Source organism: Burkholderia sp. BCC1999, from assembly GCF_905339975.1.
In the GTDB taxonomy this organism is placed as follows: Bacteria; Pseudomonadota; Gammaproteobacteria; order Burkholderiales; family Burkholderiaceae; genus Burkholderia.
The window spans coordinates 330,447-352,727 of sequence record NZ_CAJPHP010000002.1; the positions used below are offsets into that span (position 1 = coordinate 330,447).

The 22,281-nt window shown below is 67.7% G+C and carries 16 protein-coding genes and 2 riboswitches; of the genes, 8 read left to right on the forward strand and 8 right to left on the reverse strand.

Features of this window, described 5'->3' with window-relative positions; all coding sequences use genetic code 11:
* Nucleotides 1–28: 28 nt before the first annotated feature.
* From U5809_RS04400 to U5809_RS04415, 4 genes are all read right to left on the reverse strand, one after another.
* Nucleotides 29–952: a recombination-associated protein RdgC gene (locus U5809_RS04400; protein WP_322085682.1), complete on the reverse strand. Its 924-nt coding sequence runs from the start codon at nt 950–952 to the stop codon at nt 29–31.
* Nucleotides 953–1,101: 149 nt separating this feature from the next.
* Nucleotides 1,102–2,136, reverse strand: a complete 1,035-nt coding sequence (locus U5809_RS04405) for a succinylglutamate desuccinylase/aspartoacylase family protein (protein WP_282509834.1) — start codon at nt 2,134–2,136, stop codon at nt 1,102–1,104.
* A 542-nt stretch (nt 2,137–2,678) separates the two neighbouring features.
* Nucleotides 2,679–2,954: a hypothetical protein gene (locus U5809_RS04410; protein WP_282509836.1), complete on the reverse strand. Its 276-nt coding sequence runs from the start codon at nt 2,952–2,954 to the stop codon at nt 2,679–2,681.
* A 263-nt stretch (nt 2,955–3,217) separates the two neighbouring features.
* Nucleotides 3,218–4,765 (reverse strand): diguanylate cyclase domain-containing protein, encoded by a 1,548-nt coding sequence (locus U5809_RS04415; RefSeq protein WP_322085683.1) that lies wholly within the window; start codon nt 4,763–4,765, stop codon nt 3,218–3,220.
* A gap of 503 nt (nt 4,766–5,268) precedes the next feature.
* Here U5809_RS04415 and U5809_RS04420 point away from each other — a divergent pair.
* Genes U5809_RS04420 through U5809_RS04430 form a run of 3 tightly spaced genes read left to right on the forward strand, consistent with a single transcriptional unit; the run spans nt 5,269 to nt 10,105 of the window.
* Nucleotides 5,269–8,148 (forward strand): xanthine dehydrogenase family protein molybdopterin-binding subunit, encoded by a 2,880-nt coding sequence (locus U5809_RS04420; RefSeq protein ID WP_322085684.1) that lies wholly within the window; start codon nt 5,269–5,271, stop codon nt 8,146–8,148.
* Entirely contained in the window at nt 8,145–8,849 is a 705-nt protein-coding gene (locus tag U5809_RS04425) for a (2Fe-2S)-binding protein (protein ID WP_322085685.1), read from the forward strand. The genes U5809_RS04420 and U5809_RS04425 overlap by 4 nt, the downstream gene beginning before the upstream one ends.
* Nucleotides 8,846–10,105 (forward strand): cytochrome c, encoded by a 1,260-nt coding sequence (locus tag U5809_RS04430; protein WP_322085686.1) that lies wholly within the window; start codon nt 8,846–8,848, stop codon nt 10,103–10,105. The genes U5809_RS04425 and U5809_RS04430 overlap by 4 nt, the downstream gene beginning before the upstream one ends.
* A gap of 89 nt (nt 10,106–10,194) precedes the next feature.
* Here the strand turns inward: U5809_RS04430 and U5809_RS04435 are convergent, their stop codons facing one another.
* Entirely contained in the window at nt 10,195–10,362 is a 168-nt protein-coding gene (locus U5809_RS04435) for a hypothetical protein (RefSeq protein ID WP_322085687.1), read from the reverse strand.
* Between the two features lie 199 nt (nt 10,363–10,561).
* On the opposite strand from U5809_RS04435, the gene U5809_RS04440 reads away from it, so the two are divergent.
* Entirely contained in the window at nt 10,562–11,053 is a 492-nt protein-coding gene (locus U5809_RS04440; protein WP_322085688.1) for a hypothetical protein, read from the forward strand.
* Between the two features lie 124 nt (nt 11,054–11,177).
* Here U5809_RS04440 and pal read toward each other — a convergent pair whose 3' ends face one another.
* From pal to U5809_RS04455, 3 genes are all read right to left on the reverse strand, one after another.
* Nucleotides 11,178–11,669: a peptidoglycan-associated lipoprotein Pal gene (pal, locus tag U5809_RS04445; RefSeq protein WP_282509850.1), complete on the reverse strand. Its 492-nt coding sequence runs from the start codon at nt 11,667–11,669 to the stop codon at nt 11,178–11,180.
* A 353-nt stretch (nt 11,670–12,022) separates the two neighbouring features.
* Nucleotides 12,023–13,234 carry a porin gene (locus U5809_RS04450; RefSeq protein WP_322085689.1) on the reverse strand — a complete coding sequence of 404 codons (1,212 nt, stop codon included), beginning with the start codon at nt 13,232–13,234 and terminating at the stop codon, nt 12,023–12,025.
* Nucleotides 13,235–13,481: 247 nt separating this feature from the next.
* The gene (locus tag U5809_RS04455; RefSeq protein ID WP_322085690.1) at nt 13,482–14,501 is read right to left on the reverse strand and encodes an ABC transporter substrate-binding protein; all 1,020 of its coding nucleotides are present in this window, start codon (nt 14,499–14,501) and stop codon (nt 13,482–13,484) included.
* Nucleotides 14,502–14,639: 138 nt separating this feature from the next.
* Nucleotides 14,640–14,761, reverse strand: a riboswitch (guanidine-I (ykkC/yxkD leader).
* 434 nt (nt 14,762–15,195) lie between these two features.
* Nucleotides 15,196–15,329, forward strand: a riboswitch (guanidine-I (ykkC/yxkD leader).
* A 57-nt stretch (nt 15,330–15,386) separates the two neighbouring features.
* Here U5809_RS04455 and U5809_RS04460 point away from each other — a divergent pair.
* From U5809_RS04460 to atzF, 4 genes are read left to right on the forward strand one after another with little or no spacing between them, the layout of a single operon-like run.
* Nucleotides 15,387–16,142 (forward strand): urea amidolyase associated protein UAAP1, encoded by a 756-nt coding sequence (locus U5809_RS04460; RefSeq protein WP_322085691.1) that lies wholly within the window; start codon nt 15,387–15,389, stop codon nt 16,140–16,142.
* Between the two features lie 11 nt (nt 16,143–16,153).
* Nucleotides 16,154–16,810: an urea amidolyase associated protein UAAP2 gene (locus tag U5809_RS04465; RefSeq protein WP_322085692.1), complete on the forward strand. Its 657-nt coding sequence runs from the start codon at nt 16,154–16,156 to the stop codon at nt 16,808–16,810.
* A complete protein-coding gene (gene uca, locus U5809_RS04470) occupies nt 16,807–20,379 on the forward strand; it encodes an urea carboxylase (protein ID WP_322085693.1) in 3,573 nt (1,190 codons plus the stop codon). The genes U5809_RS04465 and uca overlap by 4 nt, the downstream gene beginning before the upstream one ends.
* Nucleotides 20,376–22,250, forward strand: a complete 1,875-nt coding sequence (atzF, locus tag U5809_RS04475) for an allophanate hydrolase (RefSeq protein WP_322085694.1) — start codon at nt 20,376–20,378, stop codon at nt 22,248–22,250. The genes uca and atzF overlap by 4 nt, the downstream gene beginning before the upstream one ends.
* The last annotated feature ends 31 nt before the right edge of the window (nt 22,251–22,281 follow it).

Genomic DNA, 22,281 nt, shown 5'->3' on the forward strand with positions numbered 1-22,281 from the left:
CAGCGACGATCGTTGACCGCGACGGGGTTCAGGCCGCCGCGGCTTTTTGAATCGCGTCCTGCTGATCGCCACCCAGGATCTCGACAAGATGGGACAGCATCTGCGCCAGTTCACCCGTCATCAGCGTGACGTCCGAGTCGAAACGTTCATCGTCGTTCTGCGCGGTGGGATCGGCCGCTTCCTTGATCACGTCGAGCGGCGTGACACGCTTGATCGTCAGCGACGGCGTCAGCACGAAGGAGATCCGGTCGTTCCAGGTCATCGCGAGGCGCATGCATTGTTTGCCGGCCTCGATGTGCCGGCGCATGTCGTTGGCTTCCAGCGCGTGGCCGACGTATCGCACGGTGGCGCCGCCTTCGCCGCTCGAGCGCAACTCGGCGTCCTGGTCCACGGTGAATCCGCCCGGCGCCTCGCCGGACAGCAGCCAGTCCGTCATCGCGGCGACCGGCGAATGCGCCACCTGAACGCCGGCGAGCGGCAACTGATCGATCGATTTGACGAGCAGGCCGAGAATCTCGTCGGCAAGCGCCTGTGAAGCCGCATCGATGACGAGCCAGCCGTTCGCCGTATCGATCCACACGCGGGTATCGCGGCGAATGGTGAACGCGCGCGGCAGCAGTTCGTCGGTCACCTGCTCCTTGAGTTCGCGCATCTGTTTTCGCCCAACCTTGAAGCCTTGCTGTTCCTCGACTTCAAGTGCCCGGGCCTTGGTCACCTGATTGACGACGGACGCCGGGAGCAGCTTCTTTTCGGCGCGAAACACCAGCAGCATCTGCCGGTTGATCGAATAGACGAGCGCGCCGTCGTCACGCGGCGACGCCCAGCCGTGGCGCTGCATCTCGAGGCTGTTGCCCGGCTGAAACGCGTGGGGCGCCAGCCATTTTTCCATCTGATCGGGAGTGACGGCCCACGGAGCCGGAAGACGGTGAAGCTGAAGATTTTTGAACCACATGGGAGTACGGGCAAAGCGCGTCATTCTATACGACGGCGGATTCGCGCTGAAAAGCGCATGGAAGATCGCGTGTGTCGCGAATCGGTTCGGCCCCGCCTCCGGCAGGGCATTGCAGATACGCGACGGCCTGAGCGAGGCGGTCGCGCTCGTCAGTCGATGACACGCGGCGGCGTCGACAATTCCGCCAGCTGAAACATGCAATCCCCACGCTGCACCTGCGCGGGCACGCGTTTGCACACCACCTCGCCATCGCCCTTGAACCGGTGCAGCACCGGTTCGCGCAACGGCGTATCGGGGAAATGCACCCACGCGGCCGGTTGCCCGGCCTTCACCTGATCGCCGAGTTCGACGAGCGGTTCGTACAGCCCGCGCTCGTACGCATAGACGAAATGGCGATCGCCGTCGACGCGCATGAAACGCGTGACGGTCGGCGGCGCGTCGGGCACGAGCGCGCCATGCAGCAGGCCGATATACCCGAGGTAATGCAGCAACCCGTGACGGCCGAGACGGATCAGCGACGGATCGGCCATGCCAGCGCCGCCGAGTTCGGTCACGATCGAGATCGCGCCTTGCCGACGCGCGGCCGACGCCGAATGCACCGGGTTCGGTGCATGCAGCAGCGCATTCTGCAACCCGAACGCGACCAGCAGCCCGTTGAGCTTCGCGGCTTCGTCGGCGTCGAGCGGATCGATCGCGAGCATGTTGCCGCCCTGGTACAGCAGCGAGCTGCCGCCCGAGTGCAGGTCGACCAGATACTGCGCGCGCGACAGCAGCGCGTGCTCGATGTAATGGGCGATCATCTGCGTCGGCGTGCCGGCCGGGTCGCCGGGGAAACTGCGGTTCAGGTTGCCTGCGTCGAGCGGCGACACGCGCAGGCCCGCGTCGGCCGCCGGGAAGTTCGCCATCGGCAGCAGGATCAACTGCCCGGTGACCATCTCGGGCTCGATCTCGCGCATCAGTTGCGACACGATGATCTGGCCTTCGTACTCGTCGCCGTGGTTGCCGGCCATCACGAGCGCGACCGGGCCGTCGCCATTGCGGATCGACGCGATCGGGATCGGCAGCCAGCCGTATGCCGAGCGATGCACGGAGTGCGGCAGGCGCAGGTAGCCCGCGTGCTTGCCTTGCGCGTCGAGATCGATTTCGCAGTGAATGGGATTTCGGTGTGAAGAGGAGGCGGTCATGGCAGCGTCGTTCGATGAACGGAATCTGCCATCTTATCGGGAAACGACCGCCGCGCGGGCGCGTGCAACGCCGAGCGTCCGTACGCCCTCAATCGAAATACCGATCCAACACCGGTTCGATTCAATCCATGAACGCCAGATAACCGGGACTTGCCGCATCGATCGTGCGCAGCCGGCCCAACGGTCGGGCAACCCGAGTATCGTCCACGATCGGACCCATGCGGATCGATCGTCAGGAAGCGGGCAGGGTGCCGCAGCCCGTTACGGGCGTCGTGTCGAAACAAGAAGGAGATGTCACGTTCGAGCCGGGTGGGTGCAAAACCGCCCGGTGTCGAACTGCATGTGCTCGGCCGACCGCGGCTGGCGAAGCGACCTCGTTGCTTCGCCAACGATGACCGGTTCATCCAGACCCGCGAGGACGACACGCGGGGCCGCGCGGATGTTGCAGCGATGAACGCATGCCGGCGCGCGGGCCGGCTGCATTCTTGTGCCGGATTTCGCGCCAGGCCCTTGCCGCGACAGGGCCTGTGCGCTCAACCGGCTTACCGGCCCGATGTTTCAGCTTCGAGACGTCCTTCTTCCCACAGTGCCCAGAAACGGCTGCCCGCGCGATACGGATTCGCGCGTCGCGTGCCGTGATCGGCGACGCCCTGGCGAAACGCGCCGTACAGCGTCAGCGGCGGATTGTCGACGCAGGCGGTTTCGCGTGCGGCCGGCACGCGGCGTTCGGACATGAGCCGGCGGATCAGCGATGCGCCGTCGATCACATCCAGTTCGTCAATGGTTTCGCTGCGGCTGAGGACTTCGACGGTATTCATGTTGGGTCTCCCTGACAACCTGTTTCCCTGACAGAGAGCAATAAGGGTGCCAACCACGAAAAGCCTTGCGCTGCGTCGATCGTGCCGGCTTCTGCGGTCAACGTGATACGCGGCAAACCGCGATGTTACGGAACACGTCACGTGACACGCGCATGCGCGACGCCACATGCGAACCCGCAAAGCGTTTCGGAATTGAATCGTCGGGAGGATGTGGCAGGCTGCGAAAGGACGGCGAGGCAGCGTGCCGTGTGTGTGTCGCCGGGTCAGTTGGCGGCGACCGGCGCCACGCGGCGGCTGCCGCTCGAATAGAAGCAGTAGATGCCCTTGCCGGCGGACTTCGCGTCGTACAGCGCGCTGTCGGCCTGCCGGATCAGTTCGTCGGGCGAGCCGTGCCCGTCGTCGAGCGCGATGCCGATGCTGATGCCGATGCAGACGGTCTCGCCGATCGACAGCGCGTACGGCGCCGAGATCTGCCGGATGATCCGTGCGGCGAGGATCGAGCACGCCTGCATCGTCGTGTCGTCGATCGCGACGATGAACTCGTCGCCGCCGATGCGCGCCGCGAGTTCCCCGGGCGGCAGCGTCTTGCCGAGCCGCTCGGCGACCTGCGTGAGCACTTCGTCGCCGGCCTGGTGACCGAAGCGGTCGTTGATCGCCTTGAAGCCGTCGAGGTCGAGATACATGACGGCGAATGCCGGATTCGGCAGGCGCGGCCGGCGTGCGAGCATCCGCTTGAGCTCGGCATGCAGTTCGTGGCGGTTCGGCAAACCCGTCAGCGCGTCGTGCCGCGCGAGGTGCCGGATGTGCTGCTCGGTCTGGCGGCGCGTGGTGACGTCCTCGACGATGATCACCGCATTGCCGTCCGGCACGCGATGGCGCGTCAGTTCGAGCTGGCGGCCGTCGGCGAGCGCGATGTCGAACGGCCCCGGTTCGACGCGACGCAGCCACGCGTCGCACTGCGCGGCGAGACCGTCGCCGGGACCGGTCACCGCGTTCGCACCGAGCGCGGCGACGACGTCGGGCAGCGGCGTATCGAGCATGATCTCGCGCGGCGAGCCGAACAGTTGCGCGGTGCGCCGGTTCGCGACGATCACGCGGCTGTCGCCGTCGATCATGCACAGGCCGTGCGGCATATAGGTGAGTGCGGCGTCGAAGCGCGCGACGAGTTCGGCGTTGCGCTGGCGCGCGGCGATCAGCGCGACGAGCACGCGATAGTGGCGCTGGACGACCGTGCGCATCGCCGCGAGGTAGATCGCGAGCGGCGGCAGCAGCAGCCACGCGCCCGACCGGTGAGCGAGCAGCGCGCCGACACCGATCGGCAGCACGCCGAGCGTGACCTGCGTCATTGCGAGCCGCGGCAGCGCCGAATTGCGCGATGCGATCCCGCCGAATACGCCACCGGCGACCATCACCGACAGCGTGCCGAGCTCGACATCGACGGCTTGCACGCAGCCCATCACGCCGAGACCGAGCACGAAGCACGCGAGGAGCGAGACGGGCGCATAACGCATCGCCCAGTATTCGGCGCGGTCGTCGCCGGCGTTGCGCCGCACGGCGTACGCGCGCGCGATCGCGAGCCTCGCGATGAGCAGGCCGAAGTCGACGATGAGCCAGGCGAGGCACCAGAGTTGCTGCAGCCGGATCAGTGCAACGGCCGCGACGAAGCTGCTCGCGAGCCCGGACAGCGCCATCGGGCGCACGTCCTCGAACAGCGTCACGAGCATCGACGGGCGCAGCGCGGCCGTCACGCGGTGATTGCCGGAGGAGGGAGTGGCGAGAACGGAGTTCAGGAGAGATGTCCTGACTGCCATGGTCTTTTTACCTCGACACGATGTCGCGATGGCTGGCGGCGCCCGCACGGCACGTGGCGGAAGCACCGGCCCGGCCGGATGCGCACGACATTACCATGAAAAATGGACGGCGCGGCAGGGCGGGAGGACCCCACGCCGGGCCGGCCGCTAGTCGTAAACCACGTCTGCGAAAGTCTTGCGCATTCGTTGGCGCGGGGGCAGCATCGTTGCGAACGGGACGACGCGCGGCGGCCGATCGGAGGCTGGCCACGACGCGTGGCGCGTGTGCCTGCCGCATGCCGACGAGATGGCCAGGGCCGGAGCGCACTGGGGGTAAACGCAGACGAATTTGCTCTCCGCGACCGCCCGCCGCAGCCCGGCTGAATCCCGTTATAAGGAATTCAATAAGTATTTCATGCGAGAAATACTATAGGCGATATATCTAAAACAATGCCAGAATGCGCGCCGCTCCGAACGTCGCGACACCCGATCGCCGTCCGAGCCGCATCAGGAGGTTCCCCCCAATGAAAAACCACGGCCTGTCACGGCGGGGTTTTCTGAAAGCCAGCGTGCTGGCGGGCGTCGCAGTGTATGTCGCGCCCCTGGGCAGCCGCGCATTCGCGGCGCTCTTCGAAGAAAAACTCCTCACCCCCGTCAAATGGGATAGCGTCACCGGCATCCCCCAATTCCGCATCGACGGCATCGCGAAGGTCACGGGCTCGAAAGTGTTCGCCCGCGACGTGCGCGCCGCCGACATGCCGCACTGGCCGCAGCAGCAGTCGCATGCGCTGATCCTGCGCGTCACGCAGGCCGATCGCACGTACGAAGGCTTCGACCTGTCGCTGCTCGGCGACGACCTGAAGCCGGACCGTGTGGTCACGGCCGACGATCTCGCGCGCGACGGCGTCGCGTTCCCGACGTTCTACGGCGACGACATGCTGTTGCCGGCCGGCAAGACGCCCGCGTATCTCGGCCATGCGGTCGCGATCCTGATCTATCACGACTTCGCGCGCTTCCGCTTCGCGAAGAACGCGCTCAAGTTCCGCGACGACGTGATCCGCTACGGCGCGGTCACGGGCCCGCTCGAGCGCGACCCGTGGGGTACCTTCCGCTACGTGCGCGTGGGCGGCAAGACGGCCTATGACGACGATGTCTATTCGAGCCTGAAGGACGCGCCGATCTTCCCGAGCATGATGCGCAAGCACCTGCCGGTCTGGCCGGACGGCAAGGAGCACGGCAAGCTCGACGAGCAGGGCATGTTCCTGGCCGGGCAGATCGCCGGCGAGCTCGACCATCCGTCGGCTGACTGGCTCGTGTTCGATCGCGAATACAACACGCAGTCGGTCGATACGGCTGCGCTTGAACCCGACAACGCGAACTGCTGGTACGACGCCGCGACGCAATCGCTGCACCTCGTCGTGCCGACGCAGTCGCCGCTCGAAGTGTGCGAGAACGCGGCCGCGATGGTCGCGAAATGCCGCTTCCCGGTGAAGAAGCTGTTCGTGCATCCGTGCTACACGGTCGGCTACGGTTCGAAGGATCACTTCAACGTGCCGTTCTACGGCCTCGTCTGCGCGCTGTACGCGGACGGCCGTCCGGTGCGTTTCGCGAACGACCGCTACGAGCAGTTCCAGACGTCGCTGAAGCGTCACGCGTTCAAGATGCACTACCGGATCGCGGTCGACCGCAACACGGGCTTGCTGCAGTCGTTCAAGGGCGACTTCGAGGCGAACGGCGGCGGACGCTCGAACTTCTCTCCGTCGGTCGCGATGGTCGGCGCCACGGCCGCGCAATCGATCTACTACTTCCCGAAGAGCGACCTCGCCGCGGTCGCGATCGCGTCGCGCGCAATCGATGCGGGCTCGGCGCGCGGCTACGGCACGCTGCAGAGCATGGCCGCGACCGAGATGGCCGTCGACGAGATCGCCGCTCAGTTGAACATCGACCCGATCGATTTCCGTCTGCGCAACGCGCTGCGTTCGGGGATGAAGAACACGCAGGGTGCGATTCCCGCCGGCGCGCTGCGCGTCGACGAGGTACTGGAGCGCGCGAAGCAGCATCCGCTGTGGACGCGCCGTGCCGCGCGCAAGGCCGAATTCGAGGCCGCGAATCCGGGCAAGCGCTACGGCGTCGGCTTCGCGTGCGTGCAGAAGGATTTCGGCACGGGCGCGGAAGCGTCGTTCGCGAAGGTCGAGTTCGACGAGAACGGCAAGGTGTCGCTGCGGCACACGGCTGCCGAGATCGGCACCGGGATGTCGACGTCGCAGGCAGTTGCCGTCGCGAAGTGGCTCGGCCGTCCGGCGACGGACGTGCAGGTCGCCGTGACCGAATGGCCGGACCTGCCGGTCGAGACCAGCGGCGATCCGTACATCATGTCGCAGGCGGACCAGGATCGACTGAGCGCGAACCCGCGCTGGTCGCCCGGTTATGCGTCGCCGTCGAGCGCGACGAACTCCGCGTACTACTTCACGCACAGCACGCGCGAAGCCGCACGTGCGGTGTTCCGTTACGGCCTGTGGCCGGCCGCGATGTCGATCTGGACGCGCGGGCTCGGCGGCGGCCAGGCGGCGCCGTACACGATCCGAATCGAGGATGCGCGCTGGGTCGACGGCAAGCTGACCGCAGACGGGCTCGAGCCGCTGACGTTCGAACAGCTCGCGAAGCAGGCGCATGCACTCGGCCTGCCGACCGGCGCCGTCGTGCACGTGTTCAACCGCTGGCAGTGGACCGACGCCGAGTTCGAAGTGGGCGGCGCGGTTGATCGCTTGCCGGTCGACGGGCTGTCGCTGCGCGTCGGCACGCCGAAGACGGGCGCCGACAACGGCGCGGTGCCGGGCACCGCTGCACCGGCCGGCTCGACCACGATGCGCGGCACGCTGGCGCCGACCGCGAACGGCTACCGCGTACTGGACCGCAAGCGCGTGTTCATTCCGCCGACGAGCCGCAACAACGCGGCCGTCACGTATTACACGGCGGTCGGCACGCTCGTCGAGCTGGCCGTGCATGAAGCGACCGGCAAGGTCGAACTGCTCACGCACCACTCGATCATGGAATGCGGCAACCAGATTTCGCCGCAGCTCGTGTCGGGCCAGTTGCAGGGCGGTCTTGCGATGGGCATCGGACATGCGCTGCACGAGTACCTGCCGCTCTATGAAGACGGCCCGGGCAACGGCACGTGGAACTTCAACCGTTACCAGCTGCCGCGCGCGTCGGATGTCGCCGTGTGGACGCAGACGGGCGACGTGCTCCCGCCGCTGTCCGAGACCGATCCGCCGAAGGGCGTCGCCGAAGTGGTGATGATTCCCGTCGTCGGCGCGATCGTGAACGGCATCGCGCACGCGATCGGCCATCGTTTCACCGACCTGCCGGTGACCCCGCAAAAGATTCAGGAGGTGCTCGCATGACGACCGCCCAAACCGCGGCTTCGGCCGCGAGCGCCAGCGCGGCTGCGACCGGCGCTTCCGCACCGGCGGCAGCTTCGGCCGCACCGGCATCCGTTTCCGCCGCGCCGGCTGCGCCGGCATCGGCTCCCGCTGCTGTCGAGCGTCCGCTCGTCCGGTTCCAGCAGAAGCCGCTGTCGGTGAAGATCAACGGCAAGTCCGTCGGCCCGATGCAGGTGCCCGAAGGGCTGATGATGATCGAGTTCCTGCACGAATATGCGGGCCTCACCGGTTCGCGGCTCGGCTGCGGGCAGGGCATCTGCCACGCATGCGTCGTGATCGTCGACAAGCCGGACGGCAGCAGCGAGGAAATGCGCACCTGCATCACCGGCGCGCACTTCTTCCACGGCCGTTCGATCCGCACGATCGAAGGCCACGCGAAGCGCAACGAAGCCGGCGAAGTGGTCGAGTTGTCGCCGATCCAGCAGAAATTCCTGGAGCACTTCAGCTTTCAGTGCGGCTACTGCACGCCGGGCTTCGTCAATGCGGCGACGGTGCTGATCGAACGCCTGAAGCGTGAGCCGATCGCGAAGGCCGACGTCGAACGCACGATCACCGAGGCGCTCGACGCGCACCTCTGCCGCTGCACGGGCTATGTCCGCTACTACGAAGCCGTCAAGGACGTGGTGCTGACGACGCCGGGACTCGTGAAGGACGCCGCATGAAACGCACATTCGCTCATCGTGTCGCGCGGGCTGCGGGCCTGCCCGCGCTCGCAGCGGCCTGCGCGCTGCTGCTCGCCGCGTGCGGCGGCCACGACGCGCCGGCCTCGAACGCGGCTTCCGGTGCACCCGGCGCCGACCAGGTCGCGCGCGGCCGCTATCTCGTCAAGGCAGCCGACTGCGCGGCGTGTCATACCGCGAAGGACGGCGCACCGTTCGCCGGCGGCGCCGCGCTCGAATCGCCGTTCGGCACGTTCTACGGTTCGAACATCACGCCCGACAAGGATCACGGGATCGGCGGCTGGAGCGCGGACGACTTCTACGCCGCGCTGCACGACGGCAAGGCGCCCGGCAAGCGCCTGTATCCGTCGATGCCGTACACGTCGTACCGGCAGCTCACGCGCGCCGATTCCGACGCGATGTACGCGTACCTGAAGACCGTCAAGCCGGTCGCGCAGGAAAACCGCGAGCACGAGCTGAAGTTCCCGTACAACCTGCGTTTCGGGATGGTGTTCTGGGACATGGTGTTCCTGAAGGACAGCCTGCCCGATGCATCGGCCGGCCAGTCCGCCGACTGGCAGCGCGGCCGCTATCTGGCGGGTGCGCTCGGCCACTGCGCGGAATGCCATACGCCGCGCGCGTTCACGGGCCAGCTTGACAGCGCGAAGCCGTTCGCCGGTGCCGCACTCGGCCGCGTGGCCGCGCCCGACATCACGCCGGCCGGCCTCGCCGCGCGCGGCTGGACGGGCGCCGATCTGCAGACGTTCTTCGGCGTCGGCATCGCGCCGCAAGGCTCGGCGTTCGGCGAGATGTATCCGGTCGTGCACCTGAGCACGCAATACATGGCCAAGGACGACCTGCGCGCGCTGTCGGTGTACCTGCTCGGCGACACGCCGCCCGCGCCGCAACCGGTGAAGCCGGTGTCGGCCGATGCCGCGCAGCTCGCGGCCGGCCGCTCGGTGTATCTCGCGGTCTGCGCGGGCTGTCACGGCTTCAACGGTGAAGGCAAGCCGCACGTGGCGGTGCCGATGAACGGCAACTCGACGGTGCGCCAGGGCGATCCGCGCAACCTGCTGGTCGCGATGCTCGACGGCATCGGCGAGCAGAAGTTCGCCGGTTTCGAGAACCTGCAGCCGATGCCGGGTTTCGCGCACACGCTGAGCGACGACGAGCTTGCACAGCTGTCGAACTACCTGCGCGCGACGTGGGGCGGCCAGCCCGCGAGCGTCACGCCGGCCGACGTGAAGGCGATGCGTTAAGTCGTGCCGCGGGGCAGGGCGTCGCGCGCGAGGCAGCCGGTTTCCGGCGCCTGCGCGCGATGCGCTGCCCCATTTTCTCCAGCGGCGCGTCAGTAGCCGCCGCCCCCTCCGCCACCGCCTCCGCTGCCTCCCGAGCCGCCGCCGTACCGGCTCATGCCCGGCCCTTGCGATACGCCGCTGCCGGATGACATGCATCCCGCCGACAGCACGAGCACCAGTGCCGCGATCAGCGCCGCGGCCAACCTTGCCGATTTCATTGCAATCTCCTTGCAGCGCGCAGGCCGCTGGAAAGGCAGGCTCGCGTGAACCGCGCGTCTGCGCGATGACGAAACGCGTCGGGCGGGGCGTTTATTCCATGCTTTTTGCGTATTGCCGTGCGCGAAGGGGCCGGATCCGAAGTATGGCGCGGCGACTTGGTACACTCCGGCACGCCGCCATTCCGATTCCGAACAAAAAATGAGAGCACCCGTCGAGCGCCTGCCGCGTCGATCGTCGCGCCTGTCCCATCCCGTCGTGCTCGGCTGCGTGTCGTTTGCCGTCGGCAGCCCGCTGATCGCGGCGCTCGTGTGGCCGGCCGTGATGCTGATCGCGTGGTCCCTGATCGACGGCCCGTCATGGGAGATGCTGGGCGCCGGCGCGGTCATGGTGCCGCTGGTTTTTGTCGCGTCGTTCGCGTTCGGTTACTTCATGCCCGCGACGATCGCGGGCGGCATCCTCGGCGCGATCGGCATGCGCATGACGCGACGCTGGTTCGTGTTGCTGGGGATCGTCGTGGGCACCGGCATGATGGTCGGGTATGTGCTGCTGGTGACCCGGCTGCTGAAGTCCGATGACATCGGTGGCATCAACGTGATCGCGATACTCGATACGATCGTGACCTCCGCCGTGATGTCGCGCTGGCTGCATCGGCGGCTCGAACGCGCCGGTCGAACGCGACGCGAGCCGTGACCGCGCACGCGACCCGCGACGCCTATGAACCCGGACACGTCGAATCGCACCCGCAGCCGCGACCGAGGGCAGCGGCGCGCGTGGCTTTTCCTTGCACGGACGCCGCCGTTGCGGCGGCGCCGGATCAACGATAGACGAGATCGGCGCGACGGTTCTGCGCCCACGAATCCTCGTCGTGGCCGAGTGCGACCGGCTTTTCCTTGCCGAGGCTGACGGCTTCGAGTTGCGTCGCCGGCACGCCGAGCGTCTGGAGCGCGCTGTTCACCGCCTGCGAACGGCGCTGGCCGAGCGCGAGGTTGTATTCGGACGTCCCGCGTTCGTCGGTGTTGCCCTGGATCAGCACGCGCCGCGAGGGATGGCTGCGCAGGTAGTCGGCATGTGCCTGCAGCAGCGACTGGAATTCAGGCTTCACGGTGTACTGGTCGAAATCGAAGTAGATGCTGCGCTTCGCGAGCGGGCTGTTCGGATTGTCGAGATCGTCGGCCGTCACCGTTGCGACGGCTTCGCTCGAGGGCGCCGGCGGCGTGCCGGCATTCTCGGGCGTTTTCGCCGCGTTATGGCAACCGGCCAGTAGTACGAAGGTTGCCAGGACCGCAAATCGGTTCATTTTGCTCATCGTTCGTCTCCAGCGGTGGACTGCGTTGAAAGCGTGGCGCATGCCATCCGCATGCACGTATCCGGCCGCAATGGCGCGAAAAACCGGCTCCGTCGATGTGATGCATATTCGTAAGCCGGCGGTGCGCCATATGAAAGAGTATTGCGTCCGGCGCGCCGAAATACGGCGTCGCTGCAAACAGATTAGGAAAAATGTCACAGCGTGACCAGTTTCTCCGCATTTTTTGCGCAGACGCGACAGTCGGATAGACATTCTTGCTCCCGCCCGCTGTGCGGTACGGGCTGCCACAGCAAAAAGGCCGCGCACGGGCGCGGCCTTATGGGGGCGACTGGCGACGATCGAGCTACGCGTCGTCAGAACTTGTGCCGCAGCCCCAGCGCGACGACCACCTGGTTGCTGTTCGCCGAAGGCGTCAGCGTCCAGACGGTGGCGTTGAACGCCGGATTGCCGTTGCCGCCGCTCACGCTCTGGTAGACGCCCTCGAGATAGGCGTCCGTGCGCTTCGACAGCGCATAGTCGGCCTGCGCGACGACCTGGTTCCATTTCGGGCGTGTCTGGCCCGTACGTGTGTCGAAGCGGCCCATCGTGTATGTGTACGCGGCGGCCACGCTCAGCGCACGCGTGACGAAGTAGCGACCGTCGACCGTAAAGTTGTCGAACACCAGCGATTCACCTTTCAGCGGCGCGATGTTGCCGCCCTGGAGCACGCCCGTCACGCCGTCGGTGGTCGAATGCGACCACGCGGCGCCGACCGAATGCGGCCCGAACGCATAACGGCCGGCCATGGCCCAGATCTGCTGGTTGCCGCCCGTGATCGTCGCCGAGCCGTCGACCGTGCTCAGCGCACCGTCCGGGTTCGGCGAGTTGCGATCGCGGCTGATCTTCAGGTAGCCGGCGCCGAGCTTCAGCGGGCCGTTCGCGTACGACACCCCCGCGCTCCACGCCGCGTTGTTCGCGAGCTGGCCGGCCGCGTTCGAGAAGCCATACATCGCGCCGAACGTCAGCCCGTGATACGTCGGGCTCGTGTACTTCACCGCATTGTTGATGCGGATGTTGCGGTTCGAATCGTCGTTGTCGTACGGATGGACCGCGAGGTTGCCGCCCCAGCCGGGGCCGGACGCGCCGAGCGGCGTCACGAAGTCGAGGATCAGGTCGTACTGGCGGCCGAAGGTGAGCGTGCCGGCCGCCTTCGCGCTCACGCCGACCCATGCCTGACGGCCGAACATGTCGACGCCTTTCTGCGACAGCTTGCCGTTCGTGCCCGAGAAGCCGTTCTCGAGCGCGAACACCGCGGCCATCCCGCCGCCGAGATCCTCGCGGCCGCGCAGCCCCCAGCGCGACGCATTCAGTGCGCCGCTCGTCACCGCGACGGTGCCGCCGCCGGGCGAGCCCGCGCCCTGCGTGCGCTGGTTGGTCGCGTAGGTGATCGACGTATCGATCAGGCCGTACAGAGTCACGCTGCTCTGTGCGTGCGCGATGCCCGGTGCGATGCCGGTCAGGCATGCGGCAATGACGGTCCCCGCGACACGTGCGCCGGCATGCTTGTTCATCTGGTAGGAATGCATAGGATTTTTTATCGTTGGCCCGGCACGATGGCCGGCGGGTCGCGTCGGCATACTGGCCGACGGATCGAGCGGCCATTATTGGAGATCGTGCGGCCGTCGATTAAGGCGTTGCACAGGAAAGGTCCTGTGCGGAATCGGGCAGAATCGCGGGGAGGGGAGAAGCCGGCCGCCGTTCAGGCGGCCGGTGCAGGCGGCGGGTGATGTCGCGGCAAGCGCTTGCTGCCTGCGACACCGGATTCGGCTTCGGTCAGTGCGGCGCCACCAGGCGCGGATCGATGTACGCGTCGACGTCCTGCGACTGCTTGTACACGCCGTTGCGCACGTTGAACGCATTCGCGTTGCGCGTCGAGCCATAGATCGAATCGAGCCCGTCGCCCTTGCGGAACGCACGCTTCGCGGCAGCCTCGTCGAGCAGGTGCGTGCCTTTCAGTAGCGGCAGGTATTGCTCCGGCGCGAGCCCGACGCGCGCGGACATGATCCTGACCGCATCGGCCTGTGTCTTCGGATCGTTGATGTACGCGACGCAGCGATACCAGACCTTGATCACCTTGGCCCAGTCGGTCCGGCGCGCGGAGAGGCTCGCGGGCGCGACCGTGATCGCATCGTAGATCAGCCCCGGCGCATCGGCCGACGTGAAGATCGCGCGTGCGCCCGGCGCGCGCTTCAACGCCTCGCCCGCGTTCGGCTGCCACGCGGCCACCGCGGCGATGTCGGTCGACGAGCCCAGCACCTGCGGCAGCTCGTTGGTTTTCGCATTGACCAGCGTGACGTCGCCGTCCTTCAGGCCGTGCTTCTGCAGCGCGGTTTCGAGTAGCAGGTGATCGACGAGGCCGAGTTCGACGCCGACCTTCTTGCCCTTCAGCGCCTCGACGCTGCGCAGCGGCGGCTTCGCGACGATCATGTCGTTGCCGGCGGAATAGTCGGTCAGCAGGATCATCACGTTCTTCGCGCCGGACGCGCCCGTCACGAGTGCATCGCCGTTGGTGGCCGCGACCGCGTCGAGCTTGCCTGCGGAAAACGCGTCGAGCGACGCCGAGTAATCGAACCATTCGAAATCGACGTCGACGCCGGCCTCCTTGAACCAGCCCTTGTCGAGCGCGACCTGGAACGCGACCCAGCCGGGCCAGTCGCTGTAGCCGATCTTCAGTGGCGCTGCCGCGTGCGCGGCGGGTGCCGCAAGCAGCGTCGCGGCCGTGGCGGCGGCACCCAATGCATGACGGATGGAACGGAAGGACAACAGGCGGCGTGCCGGGGCGGGACGGGTCATCGTGTTTCTCCAGGAGACCGGGATCGGGATCGTCGATACGGGCCGTGCCAGTGCACGGTCCGGCCGCGTGGCCGGTTCCTGCGGATGCGGAACGAACGAAACGGCCACGGAGAGGCGCGACGGCCGTTGCCATCGCCAATCTCCCGGGCTTTTGTCCCGCCGTGTAGCGCGTGCGTGCCCGCTCTCGCGATCAGGCAAACCCGTGCCGGGCTGCTCTCGGACCAGACGTTCGATGAACCGGAACCCTAGCATCCCTAAGATGCGACGCCGCCGCACCTCTCGGCGAGTTGCCGAGCGAGAACCGTGCCAACGACGTGCGACGAGTGCCGCTCAACGGCGGCGCGCGGCGCGCTGCAGTTCGATGAAGCGGGCGGAGAAGATGGCTGTCAGCGCGCGCCGGAGCAGGTCGAGCTTGTTCATGAGCGGTCGGATGTCGAGTGAGGGTGTCTCCATCGATGCAATGCCCGTGCCACCGCGGATCGTGCCGTGCATGCACACGCGGCACGCACTGCCGCGGTGCGGGATCGCGTCCGCTTGGTGCGCGGCACGCCCGCCGCAAGGGCAAGCAGCCGCTGCAGGGGCGTGCGTGCGATGTGTCTGCGGGCCGCCGCACCGCAGTGTGCGGTCGTTTCGTCGAGGCTGGCACGCAACTCGCTTAATCGTCGTCCGAGAGGTGCGAAGCAATTTGCATCATCTTCAGGATCGCTAGGGTTCCGGTCGTGCCGCGTTCGCGCCGTGCGATGCCTGGTCCGAGAGCAATCCGGTCTTGCCTTCGCCTCGATTCGAGGAAACGGCGAGGCTCCACGGAGGGATAAAAGCCCGGGAGGTCGCGATGTCGTTCGGTCGCCCTCTCACGCCTTTTGTCCAACCGACCACGGAGCCGCCATGTCGCCGCGCCCCCAAACCGTCCTCGCCCCACCGCCGCACGTCGCGTGGGAAACGCTGATTCCCGCCGGAACCCACTGGTCCGGCATCCTGCGCCGCGGTCTCGCGCTGCGCATCGTCGATGTCGAAGGCGGCGCGAACCTGTCCGCCGTTTTTCATCGCCAGGAAGACCCGCTCGAACGCTACAACATGGCCGATACGCTGAAGGCGCAACACACCGCGCACCTCACGCGCGGGCATGCGCTGTACACGGACATGGGGCGCGTGATTGCATCGATCACGGCCGATACGCTGGGTTGGCACGACCCGCTCGGTGGCGTCGGCGATGCGCGCCTGTTCGCGCGCAAGTACGGCACGACGACGTATCAGGCCGATCGCAACGCGATGATCCGTAACGGCCGCGACAGCCTGGTGCTCGAACTCGTGAAATACGGGCTGTCGGCGCGCGACCTCGCCGCGAACGTCAATTTCTTCAGCAAGCTCGAGACGGGCGACGACGGTGCGCTCGACTTCGTCCCCGGCCATTCGACGGCCGGCAGTGCCGTCGACCTGCGCTTCGAGATGAATACGCTCGCGGCGTTCTCGACCGCGCCGCATCCGCTCGATCCGTGCGCGGACTATGCGCCGAAGCCGGTGAAGCTGATCGCGTACCGCGCGTATCCGGTGGACGGCGCCGCGCCCGAAGACGATCCGTGCCGGCGCGCGTGCGCCGAGAACGTGCGCGGCTTCACCAACACCGACCGCCTGTTCGCGTAAGGAGCCGGACCATGCCGATCATCGAAAGCCGACTCGACACGCGGGACGCGATCCACGACGTCACGCTGAACGCGGGTGAACCGTGGCTGCACGACCTGAAGCGCGGGCAGGTGTTCCGCATCCTCGACCTGGAGGGCAACCAGGCTGTCGACACGCTGTTTTACCGGTCAGACGACCCAGAGGAGCGCTACAGCGCGCAGGACACGATCCGCGCGCAGCGCAACCTGTACCTGAGCGCGGGCAGCGTGCTGCTGTCGAGCCGGGGCAACGCGATGGTGACGATCGTCGCCGACACCTGCGGCCGTCACGACACGCTCGGCGGCGCATGCGCGGCCGAGAGCAACACGGTGCGCTATGCGCTCGACAAGCGTTACATGCACAACTGCCGCGACAGCTTCCTCAATGCGATCGCGCACTGCACGTGCGGCGCGGGCGCGCGGCTCACGAAGCGCGACCTCGTCGGCAATGTCAATTTCTTCATGAACGTGCCTGTCACGCCACTCGGCGGGCTGACGTTCGAGGACGGCATTTCCGCGCCCGGCAAGTACGTCGAGATGCGTGCGGAGATGGACGTCACCGTGCTGATCTCGAACTGCCCGCAGCTGAATAATCCGTGCAACGGCTACAACCCGACGCCCGTGCGCCTCACCGTGTGGGAGGCTGAATGAGATTCGCCAAAGTCCTCGTTGCGAATCGCGGCGAAATCGCGTGCCGCGTGATCCGTACGCTGAAGCGGCTTGGCATCGCGTCGGTCGCGATCTACTCGGACGCCGACCGCGATGCGCGTCACGTGACGCTTGCCGACGAAGCCGTGCGGGTCGGCCCGGCGTCGGCGGCGGAGAGCTACCTGAACGTCGCAGCGATCCTCGCAGCTGCGCGCGAGACCGGCGCGCAGGCCGTGCATCCCGGCTACGGCTTCCTGTCCGAGCATGCCGGTTTCGCCGATGCATGCGAAGCGGCGAACCTGCGCTTCATCGGGCCACGCGGCGACCAGATGCGTGCGTTCGGCCTCAAACACACCGCACGCGAGCTCGCGGCCGCGCAGGGCGTCGCACTGCTGCCGGGCACCGGCCTGCTCGACGACGTGGCGACGGCGCTTGCCGAAGCCGGTGCGATCGGCTATCCGGTCATGCTGAAAAGTACGGCCGGTGGTGGCGGAATCGGCATGTCGCTGTGCCGTGACGCCGCGCAGCTCGAGGCGGCCTTCGAATCCGTCGTGCGCCTCGGCAAGGCGAACTTCGCGCACGCGGGCGTGTATCTCGAGAAATTCGTCGAGCACGCGCGGCATATCGAGGTACAGATCTTCGGCGACGGCCGCGGCGGTGCGATCGCGCTCGGCGAACGCGACTGCTCCGTGCAGCGTCGCAACCAGAAGGTGATCGAGGAAACGCCGGCGCCGGATCTGACCGATGCCGAGCGCGACGCGCTGCACGCGAGCGCGGTGCGGCTCGCCCGCGCGGTCGGCTACGCGTCGGCCGGCACGGTCGAGTTCGTGTTCGACGCTCATGCACGCCGGTTCTATTTCCTCGAAGTGAACACGCGCCTGCAGGTAGAGCATTGCGTGACCGAAGCGGTCACGGGCATCGATCTCGTGGAGTGGATGATCCTGCAGGCCGAAGGCGACCTGCCGCCGCTCGACACGCTCGCCGTTGCGCCGCGCGGCGCGAGCATCCAGGTGAGGCTCTACGCGGAGGATCCGCACAAGCAGTTCCAGCCGAGTGCCGGCCTGCTCACGCACGTCGCATTTCCGGACGACGTGCGCGTCGACGGCTGGATCGACGCGGGCACCGAGGTCAGTGCGCACTACGATCCGTTGCTCGCGAAGCTGATCGTGCGCGGCGATACGCGCCGCGACGCGCTGGTCGCCCTGCAGGCCGCGCTCGCGCAGACCGAGCTGTACGGAATCGAAACCAACCTCGACTACCTGCGCGCGATTGCCGGCTCGGACACGTTCGCGCGCGGCGCGCCGACGACGGCGTTCCTGTCGCGCTTCGCATTCGCGCCGCACACGATCGACGTGCTGGACGGCGGCGTGCAGACCACCGTGCAACAGGCGCCCGGGCGCGTCGGTTACTGGAGCGTCGGTGTGCCGCCGTCCGGTCCGATGGACGATCGTGCGTTCGATCTGGCCAACGCGCTGCTCGGCAACGCACGGGACGCGGCCGGGCTGGAATTCACGATGGTCGGCGCGACGCTGCGCTTCAACACCGCGACACTGTTCGTGCTCGGCGGCGCGCCGCTCGCGGCCACGCTCGACGGCGAGCTCGCGCCGTTCTGGCAGGTGCTGCGCGCCCGGCCGGGCACGGTACTGAAGCTCGGCGGCGTGACGGGCGCGGGCGTGCGCGCGTGCCTGGCCGTCAAGGGCGGGCTGCAGGTGCCCGACTATCTCGGCAGCAAGGCCACCTTCACGCTCGGCCAGTTCGGCGGCCATGCGGGGCGCGCACTGCGCAAGGGCGACGTGCTGCATCTGCACGCGGACGCGGGGCGCGGCGAGGCGGGCGCGACGCTGGCCGAAAGCGACGTGCCGGCATTGACGCATGCGTGGACGCTCGGTGTGCTGGACGGGCCGCACGGCGCGCCGGATTTCTTCACGCCGGACGACATCGCGATGCTCTACGGTACGCAGTGGACGGTCCATTACAACTCGAGCCGCACCGGCGTCCGGCTGATCGGCCCGAAACCGCAATGGGCACGCGCAGACGGCGGCGAGGCCGGCCTGCATCCGTCGAACATCCACGACAACGCGTATGCGATCGGCGCGGTCGATTTCACCGGAGACATGCCCGTGATCCTCGGCCCGGACGGTCCGAGCCTGGGCGGCTTCGTGTGTCCGGTGACGGTCGTGCGCGACGAGCTGTGGAAGCTCGGACAGTTGCGCCCGGGCGATACCGTGCAGTTCGTGCGCGCCCGCGTGCCGACCGGGCATGCCGTGCCACCTGCGAGCAAGGCCGACGATTGCGTGCTGCATCGGGATCCGTCGGCTGGCGGCGGCATCGGCGTCGTCTACCGGCGCTCGGGCGACCGCAATGTGCTGGTCGAATACGGGCCGCCGACGCTCGACCTGAACCTGCGCTTTCGCGTGCATGCGCTGATGTGCTGGCTCGACGCGCACCGGCTGCCCGGCATGATGGACCTGACGCCGGGAATCCGGTCGCTGCAGGTCCAGTTCGACGCGCGGACGTTGCCGCTCGCCGCGCTGCTCGCGCACCTGCAGGCCGCCGAGCGCGAACTGCCCGATGTGGCCGACATGCGCGTGCCGAACCGTATCGTGCATTTGCCGTTGTCGTGGGACGACCCGTCGACGCGCATCGCGATCGAACGCTACATGCAATCGGTGCGGCCCGATGCGCCTTGGTGCCCGAGCAATATCGAGTTCATCCGGCGGATCAACGGGCTGGAGAGCATCGACGACGTGAAGCGCATCGTGTTCGACGCGCGCTATCTGGTGATGGGGCTCGGCGACGTCTACCTCGGCGCGCCGGTCGCGACGCCGATCGATCCGCGGCACCGGCTCGTGACGACGAAATACAACCCCGCGCGTACCTGGACGCCCGAGAATGCGGTCGGCATCGGCGGCGCGTATCTGTGCGTGTACGGCATGGAAGGGCCTGGCGGCTACCAGTTCGTCGGCCGTACCGTCCAGATGTGGAACCGCTACCGCACCACGCGTGAATTCGAAGCCGGCAAACCGTGGCTGCTGCGTTTCTTCGACGAGATCCGCTTCTACGAAGTCAGCGAGGCTGAGCTGGAGACGCTGCGCGCGGATTTCATCGCGGGCCGCGCGGCGCTGAAGATCGAGGAATCCGTGTTCGATCTGGGCGCGTACAACCGCTTCCTGCGCGATGAGGCGGAGTCGATCGTGACGTTCAAGCGCGCGCAGCAAACCGCGTTCGAAGCCGAGCGCGAGCGGTGGCGGGCGGCCGGGCACGCGGAATACGTCGGCGAAGCGGAGCAGGGGGACGCGCAGGCGGCGCGGGAAACGGCCGCGCTCGACGAGACGCAGTGCGCGATTGTCGCTGACGTGTCGGGCAGCGTGTGGAAGGTGCTGGTCGAACCCGGCGAGCGCGTGACCGAAGGGCAGGTCGTCGCGATCGTCGAATCGATGAAGATGGAGGTAACGGTGACGGCAACGGAGGACGGCATGATCGAGACGATCGATTGCGCGCCGGCCGCGGCGGTCGTGGCCGGCCAGCGGCTGATGGTGCAGAAGGTGGGCGCCGACGAGGAGGTGGCATGAGTACGACGCAACGCTCGCTCCTGCCGGAGCTTGGCTCGATCGCCGCACTGCGCGCGCGCTACGAGGCGGGCACCCTGACGCCGCGCACGCTCGTCGACGCGATCGCCGCACATTTCGACGCGGGCGATCCGCATCATGCGTGGATCCGGCCGCTGACTCACGCCGAGATGACGGCCCATGCCGACGCGCTGGCCGGGCGCGACATCGCGTCGTTGCCGCTTTACGGCGTGCCGTTCGCGATCAAGGACAACATCGACCTCGCCGGCATTCCGACGACGGCGGCCTGTCCGGCCTATGCGTACACGCCGGAACGCAGCGCACCCGTCGTCGAGCGGCTGATCGCGGCCGGCGCCATTCCGGTCGGCAAGACCAATCTCGACCAGTTCGCGACCGGGCTGTCGGGGCAGCGCTCACCGTACGGCGCGTGCCGCAATGCGCTCGATCCGCGCTACGCGTCGGGCGGGTCGAGTTCCGGGTCGGCGGTGGCGGTCGCGCTCGGTGTCGCGACGTTCTCGCTGGGTACCGACACGGCCGGTTCCGGGCGCGTGCCGGCAGCGTTTCACGGGCTCGTTGGACTCAAACCGACCCGCGGCGTGCTGAGTACGCTCGGCGTCGTGCCGGCTTGCCGGTCGCTCGATTGCGTGTCGGTGTTCGCGCGCTCGCCGGCCGACGCACGGTCGGTGTTCGCCGTCGCGCAGGGCGTGACCGAAGGCGACCCCTACGGGCGTGCGTGGCAGCCGCTGCTGGGTGCCGACGGACTGCGCGCGTGTCCGGCGCGTTCGCTTGGCCAGTCGGTGTTCGGCGTGCCGCGTGCCGACCAGCTCGAATTCTGCGGCGACGAGTCGTACCGCGCAGCATGGGGTGCGGCGCTCGAACGTCTGCGGGCGACCGGGGCGCGGATCGTCGAGATCGATTTCAGCCCGTTCCTGGCCGCCGCGCGGCTGCTCTACGAGGGCCCGTGGGTTGCCGAGCGGCTCGCCGCACTCGGCGCATTCGCGGCACGGGAACCCGATGCGCTGCATCCGGTGATTCGCACGATCGTCGGCGGCGCGGCTCGCTTCAGCGCGGCCGACGCGTTCGCCGCGTTCGACCGCCTTGCGACGCTGCGCATCGAGGCGGGCCGGGCATGGGCCGGGCTCGATGCGATCGTGATGCCGACCTCGGCAACGACCGCGACCGTCGAGGCGCTCGAAGCCGACCCGATCGGCGTCAATTCGCGCTTCGGCTACTACACGAACTTCGTCAACCTGCTCGACCTGTCGGCGATCGCGGTGCCTGCCGGCTACTGCGAAATCGGGCCGCATGCGGGATTGCCGTTCGGGATCACGTTCGTCGGCCGCGCGCATGACGATGCGCGGCTGCTCGATCTCGCACAGGCGTGGGACGGCGGCGACCAGGCTGTCCGTGATGGCGGGGCTGCTGCAACGGCGATCGCCGCGCCTGTGGCGTCCGCTGGCTTCGTGCGCGTGGCCGTTGTCGGTGCGCATCTGCGCGGCGAGCCGTTGAACGGGCAGCTCACGCAGCGGGGGGCGCACTTCGTCGCGGCGACGACGACGGCGGCTGCCTACCGTCTCTACGCATTGTCCGACACGGCATCCGGCGGCGGCGTCGCCAAGCCGGGGCTCGTGCGCGTACCGGAGGGCGGTGCGCCGATCGCGGTCGAGATCTGGGAGATGCCGGTCGATGCGTACGGCAGCTTCGTCGCCGGCATTGCGGCGCCGCTCGGCATCGGCACGCTGACGCTCGCCGACGGGTCGCGCGTGCAGGGTTTCCTGTGTGAAAACGCGGCGCTCGACGATGCGACGGACATCACGCGCTTCGGCGGCTGGCGGGCATACCGCGCCCACGCCGCGAGCAGCGCGTTGCTATGAACGCCCGGTCGTGCGATGCCACGGGCGTCGC

Bases quoted from the DNA above. Each gene is read 5' to 3' on its own strand.
- U5809_RS04400 (WP_322085682.1), bottom strand. From the start codon at position 952: ATGTGGTTCAAAAATCTTCAGCTTCACCGTCTTCCGGCTCCGTGGGCC.
- U5809_RS04405 (WP_282509834.1), bottom strand. From the start codon at position 2,136: ATGACCGCCTCCTCTTCACACCGAAATCCCATTCACTGCGAAATCGAT.
- U5809_RS04410 (WP_282509836.1), bottom strand. From the start codon at position 2,954: ATGAATACCGTCGAAGTCCTCAGCCGCAGCGAAACCATTGACGAACTG.
- U5809_RS04415 (WP_322085683.1), bottom strand. From the start codon at position 4,765: ATGGCAGTCAGGACATCTCTCCTGAACTCCGTTCTCGCCACTCCCTCC.
- U5809_RS04420 (WP_322085684.1), top strand. From the start codon at position 5,269: ATGAAAAACCACGGCCTGTCACGGCGGGGTTTTCTGAAAGCCAGCGTG.
- U5809_RS04425 (WP_322085685.1), top strand. From the start codon at position 8,145: ATGACGACCGCCCAAACCGCGGCTTCGGCCGCGAGCGCCAGCGCGGCT.
- U5809_RS04430 (WP_322085686.1), top strand. From the start codon at position 8,846: ATGAAACGCACATTCGCTCATCGTGTCGCGCGGGCTGCGGGCCTGCCC.
- U5809_RS04435 (WP_322085687.1), bottom strand. From the start codon at position 10,362: ATGAAATCGGCAAGGTTGGCCGCGGCGCTGATCGCGGCACTGGTGCTC.
- U5809_RS04440 (WP_322085688.1), top strand. From the start codon at position 10,562: ATGAGAGCACCCGTCGAGCGCCTGCCGCGTCGATCGTCGCGCCTGTCC.
- pal (WP_282509850.1), bottom strand. From the start codon at position 11,669: ATGAGCAAAATGAACCGATTTGCGGTCCTGGCAACCTTCGTACTACTG.
- U5809_RS04450 (WP_322085689.1), bottom strand. From the start codon at position 13,234: ATGCATTCCTACCAGATGAACAAGCATGCCGGCGCACGTGTCGCGGGG.
- U5809_RS04455 (WP_322085690.1), bottom strand. From the start codon at position 14,501: ATGACCCGTCCCGCCCCGGCACGCCGCCTGTTGTCCTTCCGTTCCATC.
- U5809_RS04460 (WP_322085691.1), top strand. From the start codon at position 15,387: ATGTCGCCGCGCCCCCAAACCGTCCTCGCCCCACCGCCGCACGTCGCG.
- U5809_RS04465 (WP_322085692.1), top strand. From the start codon at position 16,154: ATGCCGATCATCGAAAGCCGACTCGACACGCGGGACGCGATCCACGAC.
- uca (WP_322085693.1), top strand. From the start codon at position 16,807: ATGAGATTCGCCAAAGTCCTCGTTGCGAATCGCGGCGAAATCGCGTGC.
- atzF (WP_322085694.1), top strand. From the start codon at position 20,376: ATGAGTACGACGCAACGCTCGCTCCTGCCGGAGCTTGGCTCGATCGCC.